Genomic DNA, 15,893 nt, shown 5'->3' with positions numbered 1-15,893 from the left:
CAAGCGGATCAGGCCGCCTGGAAGGTGATCGTCTCGGGCGAGGCTGAACCGACGATATACCAGACCGTCGCGTGACCCGCGCCGTTGTTGCGGAACCAGTGCCGACGGCCGGCGGGGGTCTTGACCAGATCGCGCGGCCCGAGCTCGACCTCGACCTGTTCTCCGTTCTCTTCCCAGCCCACGGTCAGCGTACCTTCCAGTACCAGGAAGGCGTCCTCGACATCGCGGACAAAGGGCTTGATCCCGACACGCGAGGGGATTCCGAGCATTTCCTTGCGGCAGGTGTCGGTTTCCACGCCGCCCGGTCCGCAATAGATCTTGCGGGTGAATCCGGCTTCTTCCCAATGCGTCCTCAGCTCGGCATGGCGCACGACATATTTCGCCATCAATTGCTGCAGCGGATGCGCGCCCTTGGGATCGAACTTCATCGTCTTGCCGGGCGCGGCCCCGAAGGCACGGGCCAGCTCCGGGGCGTGCTCCTTGGGGTGATAGTGATAAACCGGCGGCAAGGGCTTGCCGACATCGACCGAGATCGACATCAGCACCGGCTCGACGCCGTCCACCCGGAAGCCGTGGCCGATCTCGCGGGCGTTCAGGATCATGTCCTTGGGTCCCAGGTTGACCTCGACCACCTCGCCGTCCTTTTCCCAGCCGACGACCAGCGCCCCGTCGATGATCAGGAAGCTCTCCTCGATCTCGTGGCTGTGGCAGGCGGCATAGCGACCGGGTTCCTTGTAGATCAGCGAGAGAGTGAAATTGTCTGGCTTGAGCGTGCTGGCATCGCCGACCTTGGGCGAGCCGCCGGCGCCGATATAGCGCATCTGCGCCCGCGCCAGTTCATCGAAGCCGGCATTCGAAGGGAAAGCGTTCCAGTCGAACTGCTTGTCGGTGAAACGCCCGGTATGGGCCCGAAGCTCGTCGGCAAGCGTCTGAAACTTCGTATCCTGTAGGGTCATGGTCTTACCTCTGCGAAAAATTGGAAGGGTTCGCGGTATCGAATGGAGGGAAGGATAGTGCAGGGCGTTTTATTGGATACCGTGCGTTTTACTGGCAAATAAGACGGGAGGATTATCGCACCGTTCCAGCCACTTGGCCGATGACACCCGAAGGCCGTCAGACCGCCACGGGAACCGCCCCGGGCAGGTTCAGGCGTAGGTATAGCCGAAGCTGATATCGAAGTGCTCGGGCGGCAACGCGCCATCGGCCAGCCGCGCCCGTCGCGTCCACAGCCGACCATGGACCAGCATCTCGCCGCTGCGAATCTGCTCGAAGCGCGCGCTTTCCAACCAGAGCCCGCCCAGCCATTCCGAGCCATGCAGATCCGAAATCCCGCCCAGCCTGGCACGCTCGAAAGAGCAATTGCCATAGCCCACGGCTCCGGCCAGATCGACCCCGCCAGACAACTCGGCGCTGTCGAACTGCAGCACGCCGCGAAGCTCTGCGCCTGGCATCGCCAGCCGTCGCCGGAAGCGCGCGGCATCGAAGCGGGCATCGGCGTGAAACACCGCACCGGTGAAATCCGCATTGTCCGCCTCGATGTTCCGAAACCAGCTCAGGCCGCGGAACTGCGCGCCTCGCGCCGAGATGCCCAGCGGAAAGCGGGCGCCGGTGAAGTCCAGCCCGGTCAGCACGGAGCCGTCCAGAACCAGCCTGTCCTCGCAGATGATGCCGCGCAGATCGACGCAATCGCCGAAGGCATAGGGCTGTTCCAGCCGGGCGCGGATCTCGGCGGCGCGCATCAGGCCGCCGCCCCCAGGCGGGTCCCGGCCAGCGCCACGATCTCGCGTGCCCAAGGCAAGGCCAGATCCTCGGCAAGATCGCTGCCGGATGCGTCGTGAACCACCCTTTCGCCCAGAAGCGTGGCGCCTGCTCCCTCCATCAGTTCCTGCAGGTGCCGCGAGCCCTGGTTGAAGGTCTCGTATTCGGAATCGCCCAGGCCGAACAGGCCAAAGGAGACCCCGGACAGGTCGGGCGCCTGCGCCCGCATCGCCGCCCCGAAAGGTTGTGCCGAAGCCGGCAATTCGCCGTCGCCATAGGTCGAGGAGACGATGAGATACAGCCGCGCGGGATCGAAATCGCCAGGATCGAAATCGGACAGGTTGGCGACCTCGACCGCATGATCGGCCTGCAGATCGGCCTGGATATCCTCGGCCAGCATCTCGGCATTGCCGGTTTCGGTTCCGTAGAGAATGACGATATTCATCAGCGTGCGTCCTCTTTTTCGCGGCAGAGCGTCAGCATTTCTGCCCGGGTGGTGATCTTGGTGCGACAACGTCCGGCGATCGCCGCGGCAAGCTCATGTGCATCGAGCCGCTTCCAGCCGGTCCAGTCCACGATCTGGTGGCCCGCCGGCAGGATCCCCGCGCCGGCCCTTGCGCGGGGCGCGGCGGCCTCGACGTCCTCGACGATGCGTTGCGCGATGGCCAGGCTCTCGGCGCGGTTCTCGGGGATGGTGCCGCGCGGGCCGCGGCGGAACCAGCCCACGGCATAAAGCCCGGCCGCGATCCGGCCCGACTCGGGATCCTCGGCCGTGGCCATGAGATGGTCGCGGCCGAGACTGCCGTCGCAGCAGAAACCGATGGCGGTGATCAGCGTGTCGCAGGCCAGAACCTCGGATCCCTGCGGTCCTTCGACCCGCAGCGCCCGGATACGGCCCGCCGCATCGGTTTCGATCTCCGCCGGCCGGCAACCGAAGCGAAAGGTGACCGGGCGCGAACCCGTGGCCAGCCCGTCCAGCCCGGCCAGCGCCTCGATCAGCCTGTCGCCATCGGCCTCAGGCAGGTCGGCCACCCGGATCCTGACGCCCCGCAACTTGCCCAGCTCGCGGATCATCACCGGATCGAAGCGCGCCGCCGTCGCGGGCGAGCGGCCGAGGATGGTCAGGCTGTCGATGGGTTGTGCGGCCAGCCAGGCGCTGGCCTCGGCGCCAAGGTCGCTGTCCTGCAGTTCCGCCTCGGTCTTGGCCAGCAGGCGCAGGACATCGACGGCAACGTTGCCATTCCCCAGCACGATCACGTCGCCCCTCACGTCCGGCAGCCGGCCGGAATCGGGGTGATCGTAGAGAGCGCGCGTCAGTTCTCCGGCGCCGATCACCCCCTCGGCTCGCCCCAAGCCGTGGTCGCGGTCGCCCGACAGGCCGGTGGCCAGGACAACGGCATCATAGGCGGCGCGCAGCGCCTCCAGCGTGACGTCGCGGCCCAGGGTGACGTTGCCGAAGAACCGAGCGCCCTGGCGTTCAAAGACGCGCTCGAACTGGCGGGTGATGGCTTTGGTGCCCTGGTGATCGGCAGCCACGCCATAGCGCACCAGCCCATAGGGCACGGGCAGCGTGTCATAGACATCGACCGTCCAGTCGGGCCGGGCCTTCAGGATGCCCTGTGCCGTGAAGCAGCCCGAGGGCCCCGATCCGATGATGGCAACCTTGCGCATGTCACAGCCCCTCCAGAACATCCGCCGCCCAGGGATGGGGCCGGCCGGTCAGATCGGTATAGACGGATTTCTGCGCCTGATAGGCGCGCAGGCCCTCGCGGCCCTTCTCGCGGGCCATGCCGCTGTCCTTCTCGCCGCCGAAGGGGGTCGAGATCGAGAATTGCTTGTAGGTATTGATCCAGACCGTGCCGGTGGTGATGGCACGCCCGACCCGCCAGGCTTTCGGGAAATCGCGGGTCCAGATCCCGCAGGCAAGGCCGTAATCGCTGTCATTGGCCTGGGCGATCACCTCGGACTCGTCCTCGAAGGGCAGCACCACCAGCACCGGGCCGAAGATCTCCTCGCGGCAGATGCGGGCGCTGTTGGGCACTCCCGCCAGGACCGTGGGCAGGTAATAGGCGCCGCCCGCCAGCGCCGGGTCTTCCGGCCGTCGCCCGCCGGTCAGCAGCGTGGCCCCCTCGGCCAGCGCGGCGGCCACATGTGCCTCGACCGCGTCACGGTGATCGGGATGGACAAGGCACGAGACCTGCGTCGCCGGGTCGTGCGGATGGCCGACGCGCAGCCTTTCGGTGGCGCGCACCAGCCGGGCGACGAATGCGTCATGGATCGCGCGCTGCACGAAAAGCCGCGCCCCGGCGATGCAGCTTTGCCCGGTCGAGGAAAAGATGCCGAACAGGATCCCCGCGATGGCCAGGTCGGGGTCGGCATCCGCGAAGACAATGGTCGGCGACTTGCCGCCCAGTTCCAGCGAAACCGGCATCAGCTTCTCGGCGGCCTGCCGCGCGATCTGCCGGCCGGTCCCGGTGCCGCCGGTGAAGGAGACGCGGGCGATGTCGGGATGCTCGACCAGCAGGGTGCCGATCTCGCGCCCCGAGCCGGGCAGGACCGAGAACAATCCCTTCGGCAGCCCGGCCGCCTCGACGATCCGCGCCAGTTCCAGCGCGACCAGCGGCGACCAGCTTGCGGGCTTCAGCAACACCGCATTGCCCGCAGCCAAGGCCGGCGCCACTTTCTGCGCATCCGAGGCGATGGGCGAGTTCCACGGCGTGATCGCCGCGACCAAGCCCAGAGGCTCCCAGACCGACATGGTCAGCGCATCGCCGCGCTGCGCGGTCAGCGCATCATCCATGCTTTCCAGCACCGCGCCGAAATAGCGGAACGTCCCGGCGGCCGAGGCGGCCAGCATGCGGGTCTCGCGCAGCGTCTTGCCGGTGTCGCGGGTCTGGATGCGGGCGATGCGCTCGGCATTGGCTTCGATCCCGTCAGCTATCCGGTAAAGGTATCGCGCGCGTTCATGCGGCTTCAGTCCTCGCCAGGCCGGATCGGCCTGGGCAGCCTTGGCGCGGGCAATGGCACGCAACCCATCCTGGCGCGAGGCCCCGCGCAACACCCGGTTCACAGAACCGTCGGCAGGAAAAACCGAAGTGATCTCGGGCCCCGTGCCGGCTTCCCATTCACCACCGACGAACAGTCGGCCATCGGGCATATCAATCGCCATGTCCTTCATATCGAAACGGGCCCCAGATGGTTTTTCAGTTCGCGCAGCACGGAATAGACCGTCGCAAGCGAGGTTCTGGCATTGCTGCCCGTGGCGCGGTTCGAGATTTCGACCGAGACCGTCGCCAGCGGCGAGACGATCTCGTAGCGATGCGAATTGCCCTGCGCGGCAGGGTCGGCGGTCAGCGTGACCTCTGTCGCGTCGAAGCCGGCGCCCGCCAGCGCCAGCGTGGCCGCCACATTGGCATTGCGGGGATAGGCGGTCGCGGCTTCGCGGGCCGTGCCGTGAAAGATCTGCTCGGCATGGGCCAGCGCCTCCAGATCGGTCGCCTGGGCCGCGGGTGTGCCGGCCCAGGCCTGCGGCGGCTTGGCGCCGAAATAGCGCACCTTCAGATCGCCCGCCGGCGCCAGCGCGGCGAGAAGGTCGATGCCGCCGATGGCCCCCGAGGGCAGGATCAGCCGCGCGCCGCTGCGTGCCGCCGTATCCCGCAGCCGCCGGTGCAGCGCCTCGTCCGCCAGCGCACCCACCGAGACCAGGACCAGATCGATCCCCGCCGCCAGCACCTTTTCCGCATTTGCGCAGACTGCTTCGTGTCCCGCCGCCTCGATCACGAAATCGGGCCGTGCGACCAGAAAGGCGTCGCCATCGCTGAGGATCGCCGCCCGGCCCTCTAGCCCCGGATGGGCCGAGAGCAGCCGGTCCCGGGCGACATTCTCGCGCCCCTCGCGCACCAGGATGGTGATGCGTTCGACCGGCAAGCCCTCGATCAGGCCAAGAAGTTCGTTGCCGATGCTGCCGTAACCGATCAATCCCAGATGCATGGGCTACTCCGTCTTGCCGGCCGCGCCCGCCGGCGGCCCGGCGAAGGTCTCGGCGAAGGGGCCGATGGCACACATGTCGATCTCGATCACCTGCGGCCCGTCGGCGGCGATCGCGGCGTCGAAGGCGGCCTCGAACTGCGCCAGATCGTCCACCCGGCGATGCGGCATGCCGATCGAGGCACAGAAGCTGCGGAAATCCGGCGTCGCCAGCGCGCTGTAGTGATGGCGCGAGCCGTATTGCGCATCCTGGATGTTGCGGATCACGCCATAGGCGCGGTCGTTCATCAGCACATAGACCAGCGGCGCGCGCTCCTCGACCGCGGTGATCATCTCGGCGATGCCCAGCATGGTGCCGCCGTCGCCCAGCAGCGTTACCGCCTTGGGACCGTCCGAGGCCAGCGCCGCGCCGATGCCCATGGCCACGCCCTGGCCGATGCCGCCGCCAAGCGCATGCACGCCCAGGCGCGGCTCGGCGATACGGACATAACGGTTGCCGAAGGTCGAGTTGGAGATGGTCACGTCCCGCACCCAAGGGTGGCGACCGGCGGCGATCCGTTCGTTCAGCACGTCCGCAACCACGCGATAGGGGCCCAGCACATCGCGCATCCTGCCCTCGGCCTGCGCCCGGACACGGGCGATGTCGAATTTCAGGCCCTCGTCGGTATCCAGCCTTTCGGGAAGCGCCGCCACCAGCCGGGCCAACACGTCGGCGGCATCGCCGTGGATGAACTGGTCGACGGGATAGTTGCGCCCGCCCTGTGCGGCATCGGCATCGATTTGCACCAGCGGCCGGGGCAGCGGCATGCGGTTGTTCTGCGTCTCGTTGCCGCGCAGGCGCGAGCCGACCACGATCATCAGGTCGCAGCTGCGGTAAAGCTCGACCGCCTCGGGAGTCATGTTGAAGGCGCCCAGCGAGGCCGGCTCGTCCTCGGCCACCACCGCGCGGCCATTGGTCGAGGTGACGACGCCGAAGCCGCGGCGCACCAGCTCGGTCGCGGCCGCGCCGGCGCCGCGCGCGCCGCCGCCCAGCCACAGCATCGGCCGGCGGGCGGCGCGCACGCGCTCGGCAAGCTCGGCAATGGCGTCGTCGCAGGCGCGGGGCAGTTGCACCAGCGGGGCATAGGCGCGCGCGGACCCTTCGACCGGGCTGCGCTGCACATCGACCGGGATCTCCAGGCTGACCGGACCCGAGGGCGCCGACAGAGCCGCCGAGCAGGCCGCGGTCAGCGTGCCCACAGCGCCCTGCGCATCCCACATGCGAAACACCGATTTCGACACCCCCTCCAGCATCTTGGGCTGGCGCGGCACGTCATGGATCGCGGCGCGGTCGCGGTCGGCGAATTCGCGGTCTACCTGCGTCGTGATATGCAGCAGTTGCGTCCCTGCGGTCAGCGCCTCGGCCTGTGCACCGGCAGCATTGCCGGCCGCCGTGCCGGTCGAGGTCAGGCAGACCCCCAGCCTGCCCGAGACCCGGGCATAGGCATCGGCCATGTTCATCGCTCCGGCCTCGCCCCGGGCGGGAACGAAACGGATGCGGTCCTGACGCGCCACGGCATCGAGGATCGGCATGTTATGGATCGAGATGACCCCGAAGATCGTGGTGACGCCGATATCGGCCAGATAGCGGGCGATCAGGTCGCCGACGGTTTCCACCTCAAGGCGGATGTCCATTTTCATCGTGATTGTTCCTTCAGATAGAACGGGACAGGCCGCCCGAAACATCGATCTGGGCACCGGTGATGTAGCTGGCGCCCCGCGAGCCGAGGAAGGCGATGGCATGGGCCGCCTCTTCGGGATCGCCCAACCGGCCGAGGGGGATGCCCTTGCGTTCGGCCAGCGAGCCATACCATTCTTCGCGGCTGACCGATTTGTCCGCTCGCTCGGCAAAGCGGCGCGTCCACTGGCCCGAGCTGATCAGCCCCATCAGCACAGAGTTCACACGTATCTCGGGGGCCAGTTCGACCGACAGGCTTTTCAGCAGATTCTGCACACCGGCCCGCGCCGAAGAAGTGCAGACCATATGCGGCTCGGGCTGATAGGCCAGCAGCGAATTGACCGCAACGATGGCACCCCGCGCCTCGCGCAGCATCGGCAGGAAAGCCCGCGTCGGCAGGATCTGGCTGAAGATCTTCAGCTCGTATTCGGCGCGCCACTCCTCGTCCGAGGTATCGGCAAAGGTCGATTGCCGGCCCTGCCCGGCATTGTTGACCAGCAGGTCGCAACGGCCGAAACGGTCCTGCACCTCGGCCGCAAAGCCGGTCACGGCGTCCGCTTCAAGCACCGACAGGGCGCTGGCCAGCACCCGGTCCTCGCCATGATCGCGGCGCAGAACCGCGGCGACATCCTCCAGCCGCCCCTCGTTGCGGGCGCAAAGCGCCACGCGCGCGCCGCAATCCAGCAGCAGCCGCACCGTGGCCAACCCGATTCCCGAAGAGCCGCCGGTCACGACGGCGACCTGTCCCTCGTAATCGTAACGGTTCATGCGGTGGCCTCCTTGTCCCTGCTGTTGCGGCCCGGCACCAATTCGGGAAAGCCTGGATCGGGGCGGCCCTGCATCACGGCGCGTTGCGCCGGCGTGGGCGGGCCCGCGGTCATCCACTGGTCCATCTTCTCGGGGTCGTCGCGGGGCCAGACCTGCGCCTCATGCGTGGCCTCGTCGATCTGCTGCAATTCCGAGGTGAACTCGATCACGAAGCCCGAGGGCGAGACGAAATAGGCAAAGGGGTTGTTGCCCGGCCCGTGGCGGCCCGGCCCCCAGGTCGGCACATGGCCCTTCTGCTTCATCCGGCCGATGGCGCGCATGAACTCGTTCAGTGTCGGCACCTCGAAGGCGACATGGTTCACCGAAGCGTAATGCCCCCGGACCAGCGCGATCGAGTGATGGTCGGACGAACAGCGCAGGAACACCATCTGGTCGGCCGAGTAATCCGAGACACGGAAGCCCAGAACCCGTTCATACCATTCCTGCACGCCCTCCATGTCGGGCGTGTTCAGAACCACATGCGAGACCTTGCGGGGCATGGCCCATTGCGGCTCCTCGTCATGGCGCAGGCCGCCGGCGCGGAAGCGCAGCCGCCGCAGGTCGGGATCCAGGATCTCGAACCCGTAACCGCCGATCCAGTCGTCGAAGGCCGTCGGATCGCCCAGAACCACGGCGCCTTCGGCCGTGACCTGGGCGTGCAGCGCGTCGATGGCGGCCGCATCGGGCATATTGAAATGGATGTGGTCGATGCCGAAGACCGGGCCGTCCTTCAGCCCGTAGAGATAGGCTTCGGGTCCGGTGCCCTTCAGCCAGGCGGCCCCGTCCTCCTGCCGGGCCAGGGTCAGGCCCCACATGTCCTGATAGAAGGGCAATGTCGCCGGCAGGCCGGGACCGCGCATCATGATGCCGCGCAGGCTTTCGACGCGAATACGCTCGCTCATCCTGTCATTCCTTGGCTTGCGGCCTGCACCGAGTTGGCGACAGGCAGGGTTTGGTCGAGACACGCCGCCAGGGCGCGCGCAAAGGCGGCCGGTTCCTGCTGATAGATGGCATGGCCCGCTCCCGGCAGCTCGATCAGCGGGCCCCGGATGCGGCCGGGGATCGCCTTATGGGCACGGCGGTTCGCCTGCGGCGGCGTCATCATGTCGCCGGTGCCCACGATGACCGAGGCCGGCACGGCCAGCGCCGCCAGATCGTCGAGCAGCCGGCCCGAGGCCAGCATCCGGGCCGCCTGCCCATAGCCGGGCATCCGCACCTGCGCCATGTTGCTGGCGACCAGTGCCACCACTTCGGGATGGCCATCGGGATCGCGAACCAGGCGCGGCGCGCGCTTCGCCGCGAAGGCTTCGGGACCAAGGGCCTGCAATTCGTCGATGCGGGCCTTGGCGCCCTCGGACAGCGCCGCGCCGGGGCTGACGCCATGGCCAAGCGCGCAAGAGGCCAGCACCAGCGCCTCCACCCGGTCCGGCCAGCGCCGGGCGAAAGCGGCGGCCATCAATGTGCCCAGCGAATGGCCCAGCAGGATTGCCCGGTCGATGCCCATCCGGTCCAGCAGACCGGCCAGCGCCTCGGCGTAGTTCGCCGCGACGGGCCAGTCGGCGGCCAACGGTTGCGATGCGCCATAGCCGGGCGCGTCCCAGGCGATCACGCGACACGACTGGGGCAGATGCGGCAACAGTTCGGCAAAACCCGCGCTGTTCGAGCCGATGCCGTGCAGCGCCACCAGCGGCATCCCCCGACCGGGGCGCTCGCGATAGGCGACGGGGCCGGATATCTTCACCGCAAACCCCATCAGTTGAACCAGAAGCCGTTATTGACCGGCAGGGTCTGCCCGGTCAGGGTCAGCGCGTCCTCGCCCAGCAGGAAGGCGATGGTGCCGGTGATCTCCTCGGGGGTCTGCGGACCGGGCACGGCGCGGCCTTCGGCATAAAGGCGATGCCGCGCCTCGGGGACGTAATCGGTGCTTTCGGTGGTCAGGATGCCCGGCGCAACGGCGGTGACGCCGATCCGGTCGGGGCCGAGTTCGCGGGCGTAGGAGCGGGTCATCGCCATCACTGCGCCCTTCGAGGCAGTATAGGCCATCAGCCGCGGCGCGCCCCACAGCGCGGTATCCGAGGCCACGTTGACCACGCGGCCCGAACCCGATGCCTTCAGCAGCGGGGCAAGCGCCCGGGTGACCAGCCAGGTGCCGCGGATGTTGACCGCCATCACCCTGTCCCAGGTCTCGATGTCGATCTCGTCATGGGTGATGCCGCCGATACCCGTGGCGATGGCCCCGTTATTGACCAGCCCGTGCAGCAACCCGCCCGCCTGCGCCGCCGCGGCCTCGGCCATGGCCGCGATGGCGGCCGGGTCGGCCAGATCGACCGGCACGAACGCCGCCCCCAGCCGGTCGGCAACCGCCCGGCCCTCCTCGGCCAGCAGGTCTGCCAGGATCAGCCGCGCGCCCTCGGCGGCAAGGCGCTCGGCGATCTTCTCGCCCAGGCCCCGCGCCGCGCCGGTGACCAGGATATGGCGCCCCCGCAGCATCATTCCGCCGCGACCCTGGTTTCGGCCTCGATCTGGCTTTTCGCCGCCCGTGTCAGGATCTGGCGGATCCGGCTGACGCCCAGGTCGTGCTGATAGAGCATCTCGCGCTTGCGGGCATCGTCGGGCATGCCCTCCAGCATCACCCGATCCTGTTCCAGCACATGCCAGTGGTTCTGTTCCAGCTGCGCCCGGTAAAGGAAACGCCAGCTTTCCCGTTCGATCCCCGAAACCTGGCGCAGCCGCCAGAAGAACACCTTGCACCGACGCTCGGCGACCGGCAGCACGAAGCCGACGATGCGCATGTTGCCGCCCGGCCCCGCCGCCGGCGGATAGGGAATGTCGAGATAGCAGAACATGTTGCCGGGATGGACCTCGAATTCGGTCCAGTCGAAGTTCGCGCCGACCTGCCCGACGCGAGAGATGCGGAAACCCTCCTCGGTCTTGTTCAACTCCATCAGATCCTGCTTGGAACCGAAGGCGAGGGTGAAGCTTTCCGAGTGCAGGTAGCAGCCATGCATCGGGTCTGCCAGATTGTCGAGCGCATAGCGATAGTTGCAATCCCAGACCGAGGTGCACAGGAAGCCGGTCCATTCGTCGGATTCCAGCTCCTTCGGCATGACCAGCTCGGGCGGTTCGGGCTGCTCGGCCGAGGGCATGTAAACGAAGACACAGTCGCTGTGCTCGGTGGCGTGGAAGCTTTCCAGCGCCTTGCGCCCCTCCAATGCGCATTCCGGCATGGCGGGCACGCGTTGCACCACGCCCTCGCCGTCCACGATCACGCCATGATAGCGGCAGCCGATATTGCCCTCGTGGATCTCGCCATAGGACAGGGGCGCGCCGCGATGGGGGCAGAAGTCCTCGATGCATTTGATCTGTCCGGCGCCGTCGCGCCAGAGCACCAGCTTGCGGCCCAGCACGATCGCGCCATAGGGCACGGTGTTCTTGATCTCGACGGATTTGGCGACCGGATACCACTGGCCCAAAAGGCCGGAGTTCACCCGTTCCTCGATCAGTGTCTTCTTGTCGATCATGGCTGAATATCCTTCGGAGGTGAGATGGAGGGAGGCGGCGACCGCCTCAGCCCTGAGCCCTGGGGATGTAGTGCAATACCCGCGCCTCGATCCGTTCCAGGACCAGGTAGAGCGCGAAACCGATCACGGTCAGCAGGATGATCGCATTGAAGACCATCGCCGCATTGGCCTGTCCGCCACCATAGGCGATCAGGTAGCCAAGCCCGCTGTTGCCGCCGACCAGCTCGCCTACGGTGATGCCGATCACGGCCAGGGTCGAGGCGATGCGCAGTCCCGCCATCAGGTTCGGCAGGGTCGACGGCATCTCGATCTTGCGGAAGATCTGCCAGCGGTTCAGCGAATAGGCGCGGGCCAGGTTGACAAGATCGCGGTCCACGGTGCGCATCGCCTGCAGCACGTTGACCAGCACCGGGAAGAACACGATCAACACCGCCACCAGCAGCTTGGGCATGGCATTGTAGCCGAACCACATGATGAAGAGCGGCGCGAAGGCGACCTTGGGCGCGATCTGCAGCGCCAGGATATAAGGCGAGAGCACCTTTTCCCAAAAGCGCGACATGCCCAGCAGATAGCCCATCGCCGCTCCGAGCGCCGAGCCGATGGCAAAACCGAGCACCGTATAGATCGCGGTAGAGATCGTATGCCCTGCAAGCCCCTCGGACTGGTACATCCTTAGCAGTTCGGACAGGCATTGCGAGAAGGTGGGGATGATATAGCGCGGCATGTCGAGCGCCGGAGGCAGGAACTGCCAGGCCAGCAGAACCAGCCCCAATATGGCCAGCGACACCGCGGTCTGGACCCGCTTTTCGATCACGGCATAGGTCGCCTGGGAGATGCGGCCGGCCAGTCGCGCCGCAGGGCGGGTGTCATGTGTCGCATCGGTCATCTGACGAACTCGTTGGTATAAAGATCCTCGACAGGCACGGCGGTCTGGACGATGCCGTGATCGACATAGAACGTCTGCACGGCGGTCAGGCGTTCGGGGTCGAAGCCGCCCAGCGGCAGGCCTTCCTGCGCCGGATAGACCTTGGTCGCGTATTCGCGCAGGATCGCCTCGACTTCCGCCTCCTTGCCGGCGTGCTGCGGCACGAAACCGACATAGTCTGCGGCCGCCTTGGCGGGATCGGCCTCGATGTCACGGATCGCGCGCAGGACGGCGTTGACGAAACTGCCGACCATCTCGGGCTTTTCGGCAATGGTGCGATCCGAGGCGATGATGGCCTGCGCCATGGCGGGGAAGATCGTCTCGACGGGAACCTGCTCCATCTCGACGCCGGCAGCCTCGACGGCAGCGATCCATTCCGGAACGCCGGACATGCCGTCCAGCTCGCCGGCGATGGTCAGCTGGATCACCCCGCCCGGCCCCACCGACTGGATCTGCACGTCGTCCTTGGTCAGTCCGACCGAAGCCAGCGCGCCCAGCAGGTTATAATAGGTGGTGTCCTGATAGGACAGCACCCCGATGCGCTTGCCCTTGAACGCCTCGGGCCCGCCGATGCCGCTGTCCTTGCGCCAGGCGAGCTGCGTCAGGCCATGCCCGCCCAGCAGCGCCACCCCCTTTACGTCCAGCCCGTTGGGACGCACCACGATCGGCGTGTCGCCGATGCCGCCGCCCAGATCGGCATTGCCGACGGCGACCTGCGTGGCCACATCCGCGCCGCCCTTGCCGACGCGGAAGGTCACGTCCAGCCCGGCCTCCTCGAAATAGCCCTTGCCCTTGGCAAGCTGGAAGGGCGCGAAGGCCGGCAGAAAATCGGGGCCGGGAAAAAGATAGGTCACGGCCTGCTGCGCCTGAAGCGCAGCGGCGGAAACCAGGGTCGAGACAGCAAAGGCTGCCGAGAAAAAGACTGATTTCATGGCATTCCCCCTCATCAGGCGACGGCTTTCTCTTCCAGTTTCAGCAGCGTGAAGATCTGCGCGGCATAGTCGCCGACCTCTTTCAGCGTGCTGCGCTTCAGCGGCTCGTCGCGATGCGGCAGGTCGACCGGGATTTCCGCGAGGACGCTGCCGGGGCGCTCGGACAGGACCAGGATGCGATCCGACATCAGCACCGCCTCGGCCAGGTCATGGGTGATCAGCAGCGTGGTCTTGCGCTGCTCGGCGATGACCTTGGCGAAGCTGTTCTGGATCAGCAGCTTGGTCTGAGCGTCCAGGGCCGAGAACGGCTCGTCCAGAAGAATGATCTCGGGGTCGATGGCCAGCGTGCGCGCCAGTGCCGCGCGCTGCCGCATGCCGCCCGACAGCTGATAGGGGTAATGGTGCTCGAAGCCCTCCAGATGGCAATGCACCAGTTCCTGCATGGCGCGCGTGCGGCGGGCATGCTTGTCGACGCCGCGCGATTCCAGACCGAATTCGACGTTCGAGACAATGTCTCGCCAAGGCAAAAGCAAGTCCTTTTGCAGCATGAAGCCGACATGGGGGTTGGGCCCGTTCACCCGCTCGCCCGAAACCAGAACCTCGCCCTCGGTCGGGCCATAAAGGCCGGCGGTCATGCTGAGGATGGTCGATTTGCCGCAGCCCGAGGGCCCGACCACCGAAACGAACTCCCCCTGGTTGACGGTAAAGGTCACGTCCTGGACTGCGGTGACTTCCTTGCCCGTCTTGGTCGGGAAACGCTTGGTCACATGGCGGAACTCAAGCGCCATAGCCGTGATCCCGATAGGCAGCGTCGAGATCGGCATTGATCGCGGACAGTTCTTGCAGCAGCAGCGCCTCGGTCCAGTCCGTGCGGCCCGAGACCGGAGCCGCAACCCCGCGCGAGGCCAATTCGGCGGCAACCCGGGTAAAATCATGCGTCCCGGCGGCGAACACTTCCATCAGCGCGTCTTTCAGCGCGATCTCGGCGTCGCTCAACGGCCTGCCCTGACATTGATGGGCAAGCGCGGGGCGGCTGGTATCCAGCGCACGCTGAGAGAGGCGATCCTTGAAGACGTCCATTTCTAACCTCCTGTTTTCCACCGGCCCAAGTCGCCTGGCGGCAAGTCCGGTGTTTTCGTTCATTATTGAACGTTATGTTCATAATAGTAACGCCGCGACATGGCTGTCAACAAAACTCGTCATTGGACGGCGTTCATCTTGCGCTCATGGCATCCGATCCAGGAGGGCGGGATGCGGCGACGCCGGCGTGCTTGACGATATCGGATTGATTACAAAGGATTTGCCGCATCAGCGGCGATCCAGGCCGCCGACCGGCAGAACATGGCTTGGCGGCAAGACAGGAATTGTTCATTATAGAAAATATCGTTCATGGATTTTCCGGGAGGCTCCCATTCCACGCTCGACCGCCAAACCGGCGACCGAATCGGTCATCGATCCGAATCCCAGCTATGAGGTTCCACCCGTCAGCCGCGCCTTCAGCCTGCTGCGCCATATCAGTGCCGGCAATCGCTGCCGGAACATGTCCAAGGCCGCGGCAGCTCTGGAGATGAACCGCACCACGCTCCTGCGTCTGCTGCATACGCTGGAACGCGAAGGCATGATCGAGCGCGACGAGGACGGCGGCGGCTACATCCTGTCCTATGGGCTGCTGGAACTGACGGCAAGCATGCTGTCCTCGCGCGATGTGGTGCGTCTGGCCCGACCGCTTCTGGCGCGGCTGGCGGCCGAGACCGGGCTTTCGGCGCATCTGGGCGTGCTGTCGCGAACCGATGTCATCGTTCTGGTGCGCGAGACGCCCGAAGTGCAACTGGTCAGCAATATCCGCGAAGGCAGCCGCCTGCCCGCCCATGCCACCGTCATGGGCCGGATCATCCTTGCCCATATGCCGCGCGCCGAGGTCCGCGATCTCCTGGCAGACGGGAAGCTGGCGGCGATCACCTCGCGGACGGCGGTGACCTTTGAGCAACTGGAAAGGCAGCTCGATGCCGACAGGGCCGAGGGGCTGGCCTGGTCGGTCGCCAATTATGAGGAAGGTATCGGCTCCTGCGCGGCAGTGATCCTGGACCATTCCAACCGGCCCGTCGCGGCGATCAGCCTCTCCGGCCGGCAAAGCGCCTTCGAGCCGAACAGCGACCGCCGCCAGGCAATTGCAGACGGCGTGCACAGCACTGCACAACGCCTGTCTTCGCTGCTCGGCGCGCAGGTATAGCGCGCCGGGCAGCTCC

At 66.7% G+C, this 15,893-nt stretch carries 17 protein-coding genes; 1 reads left to right on the top strand and 16 read right to left on the bottom strand.

The window, feature by feature from the left end:
• Positions 1-8: 8 nt before the first annotated feature.
• The 16 genes from LOS78_RS21140 to LOS78_RS21065 all read right to left on the bottom strand — a co-directional run bounded on the left by LOS78_RS21140 (position 9) and on the right by LOS78_RS21065 (position 14,727).
• Positions 9-956, bottom strand: a complete 948-nt coding sequence (locus tag LOS78_RS21140) for a cupin domain-containing protein (protein ID WP_230378631.1) — start codon at positions 954-956, stop codon at positions 9-11.
• Positions 957-1,145: 189 nt separating this feature from the next.
• Positions 1,146-1,739 (bottom strand): hypothetical protein, encoded by a 594-nt coding sequence (locus LOS78_RS21135; protein WP_230378630.1) that lies wholly within the window; start codon positions 1,737-1,739, stop codon positions 1,146-1,148.
• A complete protein-coding gene (locus tag LOS78_RS21130; protein ID WP_028716975.1) occupies positions 1,739-2,203 on the bottom strand; it encodes a flavodoxin domain-containing protein in 465 nt (154 codons plus the stop codon). Before LOS78_RS21130 ends, LOS78_RS21135 begins: the two co-directional genes overlap by 1 nt.
• Positions 2,203-3,429 (bottom strand): FAD-dependent oxidoreductase, encoded by a 1,227-nt coding sequence (locus LOS78_RS21125; RefSeq protein ID WP_230378629.1) that lies wholly within the window; start codon positions 3,427-3,429, stop codon positions 2,203-2,205. Before LOS78_RS21125 ends, LOS78_RS21130 begins: the two co-directional genes overlap by 1 nt.
• A 1-nt stretch (position 3,430) precedes the next feature.
• Positions 3,431-4,915 (bottom strand): aldehyde dehydrogenase, encoded by a 1,485-nt coding sequence (locus LOS78_RS21120; RefSeq protein ID WP_051476458.1) that lies wholly within the window; start codon positions 4,913-4,915, stop codon positions 3,431-3,433.
• Positions 4,916-4,932: 17 nt separating this feature from the next.
• Positions 4,933-5,748, bottom strand: a complete 816-nt coding sequence (locus LOS78_RS21115) for an aspartate dehydrogenase (RefSeq protein WP_230378628.1) — start codon at positions 5,746-5,748, stop codon at positions 4,933-4,935.
• Positions 5,749-5,751: 3 nt separating this feature from the next.
• The gene (locus tag LOS78_RS21110; protein ID WP_028716979.1) at positions 5,752-7,425 is read right to left on the bottom strand and encodes a thiamine pyrophosphate-binding protein; all 1,674 of its coding nucleotides are present in this window, start codon (positions 7,423-7,425) and stop codon (positions 5,752-5,754) included.
• A gap of 13 nt (positions 7,426-7,438) precedes the next feature.
• On the bottom strand, positions 7,439-8,230 hold the full coding sequence (locus tag LOS78_RS21105; RefSeq protein ID WP_028716980.1) for an SDR family oxidoreductase: 792 nt from the start codon (positions 8,228-8,230) through the stop codon (positions 7,439-7,441).
• A complete protein-coding gene (locus LOS78_RS21100) occupies positions 8,227-9,171 on the bottom strand; it encodes a VOC family protein (RefSeq protein WP_230378627.1) in 945 nt (314 codons plus the stop codon). Before LOS78_RS21100 ends, LOS78_RS21105 begins: the two co-directional genes overlap by 4 nt.
• A complete protein-coding gene (locus tag LOS78_RS21095) occupies positions 9,168-10,010 on the bottom strand; it encodes an alpha/beta fold hydrolase (protein ID WP_230378626.1) in 843 nt (280 codons plus the stop codon). Before LOS78_RS21095 ends, LOS78_RS21100 begins: the two co-directional genes overlap by 4 nt.
• A gap of 11 nt (positions 10,011-10,021) precedes the next feature.
• Positions 10,022-10,759: an SDR family oxidoreductase gene (locus LOS78_RS21090; RefSeq protein WP_230378991.1), complete on the bottom strand. Its 738-nt coding sequence runs from the start codon at positions 10,757-10,759 to the stop codon at positions 10,022-10,024.
• On the bottom strand, positions 10,759-11,790 hold the full coding sequence (locus LOS78_RS21085) for an aromatic ring-hydroxylating dioxygenase subunit alpha (RefSeq protein ID WP_036698298.1): 1,032 nt from the start codon (positions 11,788-11,790) through the stop codon (positions 10,759-10,761). Before LOS78_RS21085 ends, LOS78_RS21090 begins: the two co-directional genes overlap by 1 nt.
• Positions 11,791-11,836: 46 nt before the next feature.
• Positions 11,837-12,676 (bottom strand): ABC transporter permease, encoded by an 840-nt coding sequence (locus tag LOS78_RS21080; RefSeq protein WP_084648105.1) that lies wholly within the window; start codon positions 12,674-12,676, stop codon positions 11,837-11,839.
• Positions 12,673-13,647: an ABC transporter substrate-binding protein gene (locus LOS78_RS21075; RefSeq protein WP_230378625.1), complete on the bottom strand. Its 975-nt coding sequence runs from the start codon at positions 13,645-13,647 to the stop codon at positions 12,673-12,675. Before LOS78_RS21075 ends, LOS78_RS21080 begins: the two co-directional genes overlap by 4 nt.
• Positions 13,648-13,661: 14 nt before the next feature.
• Positions 13,662-14,435 carry an ABC transporter ATP-binding protein gene (locus tag LOS78_RS21070; RefSeq protein WP_230378624.1) on the bottom strand — a complete coding sequence of 258 codons (774 nt, stop codon included), beginning with the start codon at positions 14,433-14,435 and terminating at the stop codon, positions 13,662-13,664.
• The gene (locus LOS78_RS21065) at positions 14,425-14,727 is read right to left on the bottom strand and encodes a recombinase-like helix-turn-helix domain-containing protein (RefSeq protein ID WP_028716988.1); all 303 of its coding nucleotides are present in this window, start codon (positions 14,725-14,727) and stop codon (positions 14,425-14,427) included. The genes LOS78_RS21070 and LOS78_RS21065 overlap by 11 nt, the downstream gene beginning before the upstream one ends.
• Here LOS78_RS21065 and LOS78_RS21060 point away from each other — a divergent pair.
• Positions 14,714-15,877, top strand: a complete 1,164-nt coding sequence (locus tag LOS78_RS21060; RefSeq protein WP_230378623.1) for an IclR family transcriptional regulator — start codon at positions 14,714-14,716, stop codon at positions 15,875-15,877. The genes LOS78_RS21065 and LOS78_RS21060 overlap by 14 nt on opposite strands.
• The last annotated feature ends 16 nt before the right edge of the window (positions 15,878-15,893 follow it).

The sequence above is a fragment of the Paracoccus sp. MA genome, from assembly GCF_020990385.1.
Classification (GTDB): Bacteria; Pseudomonadota; Alphaproteobacteria; order Rhodobacterales; family Rhodobacteraceae; genus Paracoccus.
Note: the sequence above shows the minus strand (reverse complement) of the source record. Positions and strands in the feature narration are given on the sequence as shown.